Raw genomic sequence first — 11477 nt, forward strand, 5'->3', positions numbered from 1 at the left:
GACCCATCACCCTCAAAGAACTCATCGCCCACCTGCAAGAGCTGGAAACCCTGCTGGAACACCAGCCCGAAGCTGCCCCAAAGCCGCTGGCCCAACGGATTTCTCGCCAGCAAGCGCTGTCGGCCATCACTCAGCTAGCCCACCCGGAAAACCTTTTGGAAACCACCGCCGAGCTAGAATCTCTGCTGGCTCAGCTTTGGCAGCAGGGTCTGACCCAGATCAGCTTTGTCGATCTCCAGCAACACTTTTGCCAAAAAAGCTATCAAAACGGCAGCAGCGGGACCATTCACCCCATTCAAGTCTTCTGGTCATTGCTGCTAATGGCTGCCCGCTCTCAGGTGGAGCTGTGCCAAGAGGAGTTCTACGGCCCACTGACCATCCGACCCTGCACAACTGAGGGCCTGGCAAAGTAGATCCCGCCCTTGGGATCCCCTTCATCTGCCAAGGTGAACTCTAGAGAACTTTTCTGGCCGTGGCCGGGCCATCCACCTCTAGGCTTCTGAGCTGGCGTCTGAACCTGAGGATGTCAAGCGCTCTTCTGCGCCGCTCTGGCAAACGGAGAACTCAATCCGTGCCTTCAGCATCGTGCCGGGCACGATCCGCCCGTTTGAGATCTTCCCCACTGGAGCGCACCGGCAGCTCGGCAGGAGCCTCCCGATCCAGGTAGTAATCCTCCACGAGGCGCTCGCTGCTGGGATGATCTTCTCCTTCGGTAGGCAACAGTGGCGGATGCAGCAATTCAGCCGGAGGGCAGTCTTCTGAGGTGAGCAAATCTGACGTGCTGAGCATCCCCTTGGGAATGGTGGAAAGGCGCTGAGCAACAGCTCCAATGCTTTCCAGGCGAATCATCTCCTCCCAGGAGCAGATCTCCTCCTCATCTTCTGTCTCGTAGCGAACTAGGATGGTGTCCCCTTCGATATCGAGGATCTTGGCCCGTTCCAGCCAGCGTCCCTGATCCCGCAGATAGATCCACACATCCTTACCTTCGCGGCTGAGTTGATAGATCCTACGATGAAGCACGGTCCCCTCCTGAAGTGAAAGATCCGAGTGAGTTGTGGGGGCTACCCAGCTCATCCCTCCATCTTAGCGGCTGGACACCGAGGCTGTATGCCTTTCCCGAGGCCAGACAGAGTCTCTTTAGGTTGGGTCGGTTTCGGCCAGAGAGACCCCTTCCATCGCCAAGGCTGTCTCCGCTTCTTCTGCCTGCACATCCCGCAGAAAGGATTCCAGAGAGGCATGGGCTTCCGCCTCCAGTTCTGCTCCGCCAAGGGTTATGCTCTCTTCCGGCAGCCAGCCCAAAAACGGCAGGGGCAAGAGGGTGGAAAGGTTGGTCAGGATCAGCAGCAGCCCCAGCCGGCTGAAATCGGTCTCCGTTACCCCCAGCCCATGCATCAGCAGGGATCCCAGCTCTTGGGAGAGAAACCCCGCCAAATTAAAGGCCGACATCAGCAGGGCAAAGAGGGTGGCCTCGATCCCAGGGGGGCAGAGGCGGGCGGCCAAGACCAACACCGGCATAAAGGCAATTTGTCCTGCCACCGTCAGCACCAGGCTGTCCCCCAAGCTAAACCAATGATCGTCGATACCCCAATCCCGGTTGAGGTGATAGACCAAGATGAGGCTGGTCAGGCCCAACCCTGCCGAGATCACCGTCATCCAGCCGAACAGGGGCCGCAGTGGGATCCGCCGCAGATACACCTGGAAGATCCCTACCCCCAGCAAACTGGCGATGCTGGTTACCAAGCGCACCTGACCCAAAAATTCCGGCCCAAAGCCGAGATCGTTGGTGACAAAGTAAAAAAGAGCCGCATCGGCGCTGGGAGTGGCCTGCCAAACGAACACAAACAGCACCGGCAGCAAAATGCTGGGTTGCCGCAGCGCCCGCCACACCTGCCCCACCTGTTGTTGCAAGGGATCCCAGCCCTGGGACAACACCACCGGTTGATCGGCAATAACCCAAGCTGCCAGAGCGATGAACAACGGCAAAAAGGCCGTCAGCCCAAACACCACCTGCGGCGGATAATGGGCTAAGAGCGCTCCTCCCAAATAGGCGGTGAGCAGGGATCCCAAGGCCGTTGCTCCCCAAGTCAAAGATTGCAGCGTGCCCGTCCCCGCCCAGTCACTGCCGTGTACCCGCTCCACCACCAGCGAATCTACGATTACATCCCCTACCGCCACCGCCAGGGATCCCAAAACCATCCACAGGGTGGCCAGACCAGCCGTCGGTGCCCACAGGGCCATCCCCAGCCAAGCCCCACACCCCAGAAGCCCCGACAACAAGAGGTAGGGACGACGCCGATAGCCCGCCACCGGTACGGTATCCGACAGCAGGCCGTAGAGGGGCTTGAGGATCCAGGGGCTCATGGCAACGCCCATCAACGCCGCCACCTGAGACGGGCTGAGGCCCAAGCTATCCTTCAGGTAAAAGCTGGTGGCCAGCCGTGCCAGCCCCACCGCCCCCTGCACAAAGTACACCAAGAGGATTCCGAACAATTCCGGCGTCCAGTGGATATCCCGCAGCGGGGTCAGGGTGGATTGGTGCAGCCGTTGCAGCAGAGGATGAATCATGAGCGGTCGCAGTGTAGCGAGATGTTAGTTGGTGCGGTGTTGCCTTGGCAACAGCAAAACCATAAGAATCTTAACAGTCTCTTCACCTTAACCTGTCCAACTGGCTTCCGGCTCCGACCTCCTTGGACGGGTTGCGCTTCCCAGCGCTCTTTCTGCTCAACCCAGCCGAGCTACAAAATCTACAAAATAATGAGGTCGAAATGAGGTCGAAAGCTAATCCCCGGGTGCTATGCCATCCAGCCAAGGGCGGGGATCCCAAGAAGTCCAGCATGCTTTCGTCCCATGTTGACCGGCCCAACCCCACCTCGGCGGCACCTGAACCCGCAACTGCAGCAGCAGGCAGGGCAGTAGAGACGGGAGACAAAGGCATTCCGAAGCTATGATGAACAGGGATGGCTCTGAGTTTCTACCTACATCTTTGACTGGGTCTGTTTTCAGGCTGTGCTGACTGCTTCTTCTGCCGGTTCTGCGGTTGATGCCATTGCTCCTTTTGCTCCCCAAGTCTGGAGCTGGCGCGGACATGCCATTCGCTATGTGGTGCAGGGATCCGGACCCTCGCTGGTCTTGGTGCATGGGTTTGGGGCTTCCATCGGCCATTGGCGGCACAACATCCCCGTGCTGGCTGCGGCAGGATACCGGGTCTATGCCCTGGATTTGCTCGGGTTTGGCGGCTCGGCCAAGCCTGCCCTCCCCTACACCTTGGATCTGTGGGCGGAGTTGCTGGTGGATTTTTGGCAGCAGCACATTCAGCAGCCTGCTGTATTTATCGGCAATTCCATCGGTGCCTTGCTCAGCTTGATCATGGCTGCCCGGCATCCCCAGTTAACGGCAGGAGCAGTGTTGCTCAACTGCGCCGGGGGGTTGAACCATCGCTCCCATGAGCTCAGCCCGATGTTTCGCCTTTTCATGAGTGTTTTCACCGCTCTGGCGGCTTCTCCGGTGACGGGGCCGTTTTTGTTCGATCGGGTGCGGCAGCGGCAGCGTATTCGCGCAACTCTGGAGCAGGTGTACCGCAACCCCGCCGCCATTACGGATGAGCTGGTGGAGATTCTCTATGCCCCTTCCTGTGATGTGGGCGCTCAGCAGGTGTTTGCCTCGATTCTCACCGCTCCCCCTGGCCCAACTCCTGAAGCCCTATTGCCTCAGGTGCGCTGCCCGCTGTTGGTGCTCTGGGGAGAGGGGGATCCCTGGACACCCATTCAACGGGGTCGCGGCTTTCAAAACCACGTGAAAGGGATCGACTACCAGTTCTTGCCCATTCCCAATACAGGCCATTGCCCCCACGACGAGCGCCCAGAGGTGGTCAACCCTCTGATTTTGGGCTGGCTGCCCAGAGCCTTTGCGGCGGTCTAAGCTTTTTTGGAGGTTCCTTTGCCGGAGAGGCCCAACCAACCTCGGATTTTGGCCATCCAGACTTGAAGGGGTGAAGGCTGGGGACGGATCGCCACCTGGATCGGCTCGTCTTGGAAGTCCTTGTCCTTGAGGCGAAACCCAAACTCCAGGTCATCTTTCACCTTGCCGAGACGGGGAAACAGCCTGACGGCTGCTTTTTTGAGTTCTTCCTCATTTTGGAAAATGGCTTGGTGAATGGCGCTGGAACGTCCCACTGCCAGGGATCCCACCGGCAGCCAAGGATTGGGCTGGCCAGGCGCGGGCTGGCGACGGCGGGCAAAGATGTTGAACTCCGGCATCCCCTTGGCTTTCAGCTCGTCGTACCGTTGGGCGGCTTCCTTACGCTTGGCAGTGTTGGAGCTGGCCGGTTTTTTCTCAGGCTTGGATTTGCGAAAACCCTTAGACGGATTCATACTTGGGCTGACGAGAGGGGGGATTTTTGCAGCTTAGCGCAGATTGGATCCCCTTCTCTGCTGGGGATCCCTTGTCCTCATTGTGCGTAGCCGGCGTGCTATACTTGTTGAGCTTCGGCGGGCGGTTAAAGGGGCCTGTCAGTCGGGATGTAGCGCAGCTTGGTAGCGCACTTCGTTCGGGACGAAGGGGTCGCAGGTTCGAATCCTGTCATCCCGATGGCTTTAAAGTTCACTGAGCTCTCAACTTAATCTTGGGGGTTTAATTTTGGGGGTGTAGGTGACGCAGCCAGGCGTTGACGTTGACCCGAATTCGCTGCCCAACCTGTAAGAGGCGGTGCAGGTTTTCGGCAGAAATGTCTCGGCAGTCTTCTTGGGGCCAAGCTGGGCAACGCGGGCCAATTTGACGCTCCAGCGCTGTCAGATAGAGCTCTTGCAGGCGATCCAAGTTGATGGGCAGGCGCAGGTCTGCAGCCAATTGCAGCCATTCTTCCAGGTTGTAGAGCTGTTCGCCGAAGGTCTCCGGCTCAAAAGCGTGGGCAAGGTGCCACATCCCCCGCTGTAGGAGCCGATCCAGAACCCGGGCTGCCTCTTCCCGCCGCAACTGACACCCCAACTGCTCGGCCTCGCGCACAATTGCCCGCAATTCCAGCAGGTGATCCCGCTTGCCCTCTTCCATTTCCATCGCCCGCAAACTGGTCAACAGGCGTTGGTTGAGGGTGATCTGAGCGGCAGCCAACAACTCTTCCGGGATCGGCAGGCCGTCGGCCCGAAAGGCCATCAAGACCCCGTAATTGTCCAGGTAGGTTTGGCGGTAGAGCTGGGCCAGGCGGTCTAGGGTATCTTGAGTGAGCCAGCGCATCATCTGCTGCCGATCTTCGTCGTCGAGGGCGTTCAAGTCGAAGGTTTCCGGCCCAAATAGGTCTTGCAGGGTCAGGATCATCTGTATCCGGCTGTGGGATCCGGCCAGCAGCCGCGCTTTTATCTGCTCGTAGATGCGCCGCCCAGCAAACGGCTTGACGCCACATTGAAAGTCCCAGCCGCCGAGGTGGAGCACGGCGTAGATTAGATCGTGCTCTTCGCGGGTGGTGGGAAAAGTGAGCTTCACCCGCCCGATAGCCAGTGTCGACCCGCCTATCGTCAGGCGCTCTTGATCCACTTGATCCAGCACATATCCTTGGGAACGGGGGATCCCGTTAAACAGGGAAAACATGGCGTGCTGAGCCACCAGCCGTTGCGGGCTGATCAAGCTGGGGCGCACCAAGGCGCAATAGACCCCCTTGCCGTCTCTGTAGAGGTCGAGGTTGCTGGGGGCCTTGCTCAGGCGCTGCAAAAACTCCTCTTCTAGGTTGACATCCGCCACTGCTGCTGCCAACTGGATAGCCCGTGCCGCGTAACGCAGGATCTGCACCCCTTCAGGACGGGATAGCTCCTCGAAAAACCAGCCACAACTGGTGAACATCAACTGGCTGTAGCGCTGCATCTCCAACAGGCGCAGCACTTGCACCCGATCTTCGGCGGTGAGGCGGTGGCTTTGGTGCTCCTGCAAAAAGGCATCACAGCGCTCCCGATCCAAAATCACCTCGATGTAACGATCCCGCGCCAGCCAGGGATCCCGCAGGTAGGCTCTGGCCTCCGTCTCGTAGATCTCGGCCAGCTGATCCCGCAGCCAGTTGAGGGCCTCCCGCAGCGGTTGCCGCCAGCGTTGGTGCCACCCTCCCACCGCTCCGCAGCCACAGTCTCGCGACCACCGTCCTACCCCGTGGGCGCAGCTCCAGGCGGTGACCGGTTTCAGTTGCACCTCCCAAGTGGGGGGATGTTGGCTGAGAAAATGGCTGTAGTTGCCCACCTGCCAGCCCCGGCGGGGAAATTCCTCGCAAAAGGCATAGGCCAGCGTGCGTTCTACACCCCGCTTGTGGTGGCCAAAAGTCTCGCCATCGGTGGCACAGTTGATCAGATAGGCTTCCCCCTCTTTGTCCGGGCGCAGAGCGGAACGGATCCGCTCCGCCAGAGAGTGGGTGCTGTAGACGATATCCCCAAAGCCCAAGTCACGGGAAATGGGGCCATCGAAAAAGAAAATATCTAAGTACCCCTCCCGATCGGGGGTAAAGCAGCGGTAGGGCCGACGGGGATCGATCTGGCCTTGGCTAACGTCGATCCACTCCGTTTGTCCCAAGGGGCGAATGCGCTGCGCTTGGCTGGGGGCCAAAATGACGAAGCGGATCCCACACTCAACCAAGGCCGTGACCGTTGCTGCATCAATGGCGGTTTCGGCCAGCCACATCCCCTGGGGATGGCGCCCGAAGCGGTGTTGGAAATCGGCAATTCCCCAGCGGATCTGGGTGTACTTGTCTCGCTCGTTGGCCAGGGGCAGGATGACGTGGTTGTAGACTTGGGCGATGGCATTGCCATGACCCTCCAGCCGCTCAGCGCTGAGACGGTCGCCGGCCAAAATGCGCTGGTAAACTTCAATGTCATGCTCCTCTAGCCAAGAGAGGAGAGTAGGGCCGAAGTTAAAGCTCAAGAATTCATAGTTGTTGACAATACGCACCACCCGTCCTTGGTCGTCCAGAACGCGGGCAAAGGCGTTGGGGCGGTAACATTCCGCCCAAATGCGCTCGTTCCAGTCGTGAAAGGGGCTGGCGCTCGGCTGTCGCTGAATGCGGTTGAGGCAGGGATCCTCCCGAGGCGGCTGATAAAAATGGCCGTGCAACACCACGTACGGCCGCGCAGAGGAAAGCTCAGCAGCACCTGCCGGAGAAGGAGCCGCTTGCATCGGCGGGTCGGAGACCAAATCGCTGTGCCCTGACTGTGCCGCTGGCCTATCGGAATTTTTGGAGCCACTCGGCATCATGAGATTACACTCCTTTTAGAGGCCTCCAACTGGGTTACAGGGGAAGGCAATGTTAACTTAAGTTCATATCCATACGTTACAGCGATCCCCGATCTGCAACGGTGAATGTAAAAGATTCAGTTGGAAATTTGACAGGGAACAAACATCGGTCAGTAATCTTTGCGTTTTCCTCACAACAGAAGGGATCCCGGGACTTGGCGGGTGGGGGCCGATCTGCCGGTGGCCATTTCCCACGCCGAACAACCCGTTTGAGGTCAGGCCCCCATTGGAATCCCGGTGGATCCCCAGCTCGAACTCACATTCCGGTCCAGTGCCACCAGGCCCAGCCCAGCCCCACCAGCAGCGCCGTTATCCCATAGAGGGATCCCACCACCTGCACCTCCGACCAGCCCCCCAGCTCCAGATGGTGGTGCAAGGGCGACATGCGCAACAGCCGTCTGCCTGTGCCGGTTTTGCGTCTGGTGTATTGGAAGTAGCCCACCTGCAGCATCACCGACAGCGCCTCTGCCACCAGCACTCCCCCCATCAGGGCCAAGGCCCAGAGCTGATCCCCCAGCAGCGCCAACCCGGCCAGAGCGCCCCCCAACCCCAGGGATCCGGTATCGCCCATGAACAGCCGCGCCCGGTGGTGGTTGTGAACCAGGAACCCCAAGCAGGCACCGCTCAGGGTGAAAGCCAACACCGATAGCTCTGGATCCCTGTGAAGGAGCCCCAGCCCAATCAGCAGGATGGCCACCACCCCTGCCGCCAAGCCGTCCATACCATCGGTGAGGTTTACGGCATTATTGGTGCCCACCAACACAAACAGGGCCAAGGGCCAGAACAGCCAGCCCAGAGAGAGGGTGCCTATCCCCGGCAAGGTCAGACTGGTCGGGATCCCCTGCCAGGCCAGGTAGACACAAAACCCAAGGGCAACTCCCACCTGGAGCAACAGCTTGTGTTTGGGAGACAACCCCTTGTTGGATTGCTGTCGGATCACCAGCCAATCGTCCAGCCAGCCGACAAAGCTGTAGGCCAGCGTGAGCAGCGCGACGGCCAGCCAATGGGGATCCCAGCCGTTCGCGTAAGCGGGCCGTAGGCCTTTCCAGATCCCGGCCACCAGTAGCCCCACGGGCAAAAAGCTGATCCCGCCCATGGTGGGTGTGCCTGCTTTTTTCTGGTGGGATTGGGGCCCCTCCTGGCGGATCACTTGCCCCGCCTTCCAGCGCCGCAACCCGGGGATGAGCAGGGATCCCAGCAGGGCCGAACCCAACGCGCTCAATCCAAAAGGAACGACCACCTGGGGGCGGATCCCAATCACAAGGGTCGAGAGGGCCAAACCCAGCCCCAGCGAGAGCGCCATCCCGCCCCACTCTGTTTCTTCCAGCTCCAGTTCAGGAAGTGTATCCGCATCCACCCTTTCTGAACCCCTCACACCCTCAACCTCCAAACCCTCAAAAACTCTATCCTGCCAGAGCTCAGAGGCGAAAGTTAGTTGAGTGGGGATCCCTTCAATAGGGCCACTTCCAGTTGCGCACCTCCGGCAGATCTTCCCCGTGTTTGCAGATGTACTGCTTGTGCTCCACCAGCTTGTCCCGGATAAGCTGCTGGACGTGATCCCGCCGGTACTTGAAGCGATCCACCCGCTCCAAGACGTCGTTGGCCAAGTTAAAGCGATCCACCTGGTTGAGAACGCACATGTCGAAGGGGGTGGTGGTGGTGCCTTCCTCCTTGTAGCCGCGCACGTGCAGGTTGTGGTGGTTGGGGCGACGGTAGGTGAGGCGGTGAATCAGCCAGGGATAGCCGTGGAAGGCAAACACGATGGGCTTGTCGGGGGTGAAGATACTGACAAACTCCTTGTCGCTAATGCCGTGGGGGTGTTCGCTGGGCGGCTGCAGCTTCATTAGGTTCACCACGTTCACCACCCGGATCTTGATCTCCGGCAGGTGCTGCCGCAAAAAGTCCACCGCCGCCAGGGTTTCCATGGTGGGCACATCGCCACAGCAGGCCATGACCACATCCGGCTCTGAACCCTGATCATTGCTGGCCCATTCCCAGATGCCCAAGCCCTGGGTGCAGTGTTTGATGGCCGCATCCATATCCAGGTACTGCAGGGCCGGCTGTTTGCCTGCCACGATCACGTTCACGTAGTGGCGACTGCGCAGACAGTGGTCGGCCACCGAGAGCAGAGTATTGGTATCCGGGGGCAGGTAGACGCGGATGATTTCGGCCTTTTTGTTGACCACGTGATCCAAAAAGCCGGGATCCTGATGGCTAAAGCCGTTGTGATCCTGCCGCCACACGTGGGAAGTCAGCAGGTAGTTGAGGGAAGGGATGGGCCGCCGCCAAGGAATGTGCCGGGTGGTTTTCAACCATTTGGCGTGTTGGTTGAACATGGAGTCCACCAGGTGGATAAAGGCTTCGTAACAGGAAAAGAACCCGTGTCGCCCGGTCAGCAGATAGCCTTCTAGCCAGCCCTGACAGACGTGCTCGCTGAGGATCTCCATCACCCGTCCATCGGGGGAGAGGTGCTCGTCGCAATCGTAGATGGGAGCTACCCAGGTGCGGTCACTGGCCTCAAACACAGCATCCAAGCGGTTGGAAGCGGTTTCATCGGGGCCAAAGAGGCGGAAGTTGTGGGGGTTGAGCTTCATCACATCCCGCAGAAATTGCCCCAGAACTCGGGTGGCTTCGGCTTCGGTGGTGCCGGGGCGGGGGACAGGCACGGCGTAGCGACGGAAATCCGGCATTTTCAGCTCCCGCGTCAGCAGGCCGCCGTTGGCGTGGGGCAAAGCGCCCATGCGTTTTTCCCCTTTGGGGGCCAGCTCTTGCAGCTCCGGCAGCAGACGGCCATTTTCATCGAAGAGTTCTTCCGGCTTGTAGCTGCGCATCCAGTCCTCCAGAGCCTTGAGGTGCTCCGGTTTTTTGGCCAGATCCGCCAGGGGCACTTGGTGGGAGCGCCAGAAATCTTCCACCTTTTTGCCGTCCACCTCTTTGGGGCCGGTCCAGCCTTTGGGGGTGCGCAGGATGATCATCGGCCATTGGGGACGAGTGGGATCCCCTTTGCTGCGGGCATGCTGCTGGATTTCTTGGATCTCGTGGATCACCGTGTCCAAAGTGGCGGCCATCAACTGGTGCATCTCTGCCGGCTCGCAGCCTTCTACGAAGTAGGGTTTGTAGCCGTAGCCCACAAACAGATTTTGCAGCTCGTCACGGCTGAGGCGGGCCAAAACGGTGGGATTGGCGATCTTGTAGCCGTTCAGGTGCAGAATCGGCAGCACTGCTCCGTCGTGGATGGGGTTGAGGAACTTGTTGGAATGCCAGGAAGCGGCCAAGGGGCCGGTTTCCGCTTCTCCATCCCCCACCACACAGGCCACCAGCAGATCGGGGTTATCAAAGGCAGCCCCAAAGGCGTGGGCCAGGGCATAGCCCAGTTCTCCCCCCTCGTGGATGGAGCCAGGGGTTTCCGGAGCCACGTGGCTGGGCACGCCGCCGGGGAAGGAGAATTGCTTGAAGAGCTTGCGCATGCCTTCGGCGTCTTGGCCGATGTTGGGATACACCTCGCTGTAGGTGCCTTCCAAGTAGGTGTTGGCCACCAGAGCAGGGCCACCGTGGCCGGGGCCGGTGATGTAGAGGATGTTGAGGTTTTCCCGTTTGATGATGCGGTTGAGATGCACGTAGATGAAGTTCAACCCGGGTGTGGTGCCCCAGTGCCCCAGCAGGCGTGGCTTCACATGTTCCAGTTTCAGGGGTTCTCGCAGCAGCGGGTTGTCCATCAAATAGATTTGCCCGACCGACAGATAGTTGGCGGCCCGCCAGTAGGCATCCATTTTGCGAAGCTCGTCGGCGGTGAGCGGTTTTGTCGAGAGCTGTTCTGCCAGAACCATAGCTGTACTCCATAGGTATCTCTACTCCTATGGTGATCCGGGTTTGCCCAATTGCCGGGGGATCTTGGGATTCCTTTGGATTTGGCTCATTGGGTGAGCGGTAGGCACCTGTTACCACCACCAGGGCTTGATCGGGGTGCCGTCGGGAAAGATCAGGCCGGCAATCCGGGATCCGCTGTGCTTTAACCCTTCGATCTGAGCTCCTTCCAGGTTGGCTTGGGTTAGGTTGGCCCCGCTGACATCGGCCCGCCGCAGGTTAGCCCCCTGAAACTGGGCCTGACGCAGCTCGGCGCCGCTGAGATTGGCCCCTTCCAGGTCGGCATTTTGCAAGTTGGCCCCCCGCAAGTCCGCTCGCTGTAGGTTGGCTCCCCCCAAGTCCGCTCCCTCTAG

The 11477-nt window shown here is 59.6% G+C and carries 8 protein-coding genes, 1 tRNA gene and 1 pseudogene; 3 read left to right on the forward strand and 7 right to left on the reverse strand.

Annotated features, from left to right (window positions below; genetic code table 11):
• Positions 1–413, forward strand: a 413-nt coding sequence (locus NW837_RS06050) for a segregation/condensation protein A (protein ID WP_414329851.1), incomplete at its 5' end; no start/stop codon positions are given.
• A 316-nt stretch (positions 414–729) separates the two neighbouring features.
• Here the strand turns inward: NW837_RS06050 and NW837_RS06055 are convergent.
• Together NW837_RS06055 and NW837_RS06060 are read right to left on the reverse strand one after the other, a co-directional pair.
• A pseudogene (locus tag NW837_RS06055) lies at positions 730–1020 on the reverse strand (DUF6679 family protein); the annotation flags it as partial.
• Between the two features lie 117 nt (positions 1021–1137).
• Positions 1138–2565 (reverse strand): folate/biopterin family MFS transporter, encoded by a 1428-nt coding sequence (locus NW837_RS06060; RefSeq protein WP_414329853.1) that lies wholly within the window; start codon positions 2563–2565, stop codon positions 1138–1140.
• 441 nt (positions 2566–3006) lie between these two features.
• Here NW837_RS06060 and NW837_RS06065 point away from each other — a divergent pair, with 441 nt between their 5' ends.
• Positions 3007–3918 carry an alpha/beta fold hydrolase gene (locus NW837_RS06065; protein ID WP_414329855.1) on the forward strand — a complete coding sequence of 304 codons (912 nt, stop codon included), beginning with the start codon at positions 3007–3009 and terminating at the stop codon, positions 3916–3918.
• Here NW837_RS06065 and NW837_RS06070 read toward each other — a convergent pair.
• The gene (locus tag NW837_RS06070; protein ID WP_414329857.1) at positions 3915–4370 is read right to left on the reverse strand and encodes an HHL1-like protein; all 456 of its coding nucleotides are present in this window, start codon (positions 4368–4370) and stop codon (positions 3915–3917) included. The genes NW837_RS06065 and NW837_RS06070 overlap by 4 nt on opposite strands.
• Before the next feature lie 143 nt (positions 4371–4513).
• On the opposite strand from NW837_RS06070, the gene NW837_RS06075 reads away from it, so the two are divergent.
• Positions 4514–4587, forward strand: a tRNA-Pro gene (locus tag NW837_RS06075).
• 42 nt (positions 4588–4629) lie between these two features.
• Here the strand turns inward: NW837_RS06075 and NW837_RS06080 are convergent.
• From NW837_RS06080 to NW837_RS06095, 4 genes are all read right to left on the reverse strand, one after another.
• On the reverse strand, positions 4630–7221 hold the full coding sequence (locus NW837_RS06080) for a DUF3536 domain-containing protein (protein ID WP_414329859.1): 2592 nt from the start codon (positions 7219–7221) through the stop codon (positions 4630–4632).
• 295 nt (positions 7222–7516) lie between these two features.
• Positions 7517–8563, reverse strand: coding sequence for a phospho-N-acetylmuramoyl-pentapeptide-transferase (mraY, locus tag NW837_RS06085; protein WP_414329865.1), 1047 nt, complete (start codon positions 8561–8563; stop codon positions 7517–7519).
• 148 nt (positions 8564–8711) lie between these two features.
• The gene (locus NW837_RS06090) at positions 8712–11087 is read right to left on the reverse strand and encodes a phosphoketolase (protein ID WP_414329861.1); all 2376 of its coding nucleotides are present in this window, start codon (positions 11085–11087) and stop codon (positions 8712–8714) included.
• Between the two features lie 111 nt (positions 11088–11198).
• Positions 11199–11477 (reverse strand): pentapeptide repeat-containing protein (locus NW837_RS06095; RefSeq protein WP_414329863.1); only part of this gene is annotated, 279 nt, incomplete at its 5' end.

This window comes from Synechococcus sp. R6-10, from assembly GCF_047461815.1.
Taxonomy (GTDB): domain Bacteria; phylum Cyanobacteriota; class Cyanobacteriia; order Thermostichales; family Thermostichaceae; genus Thermostichus.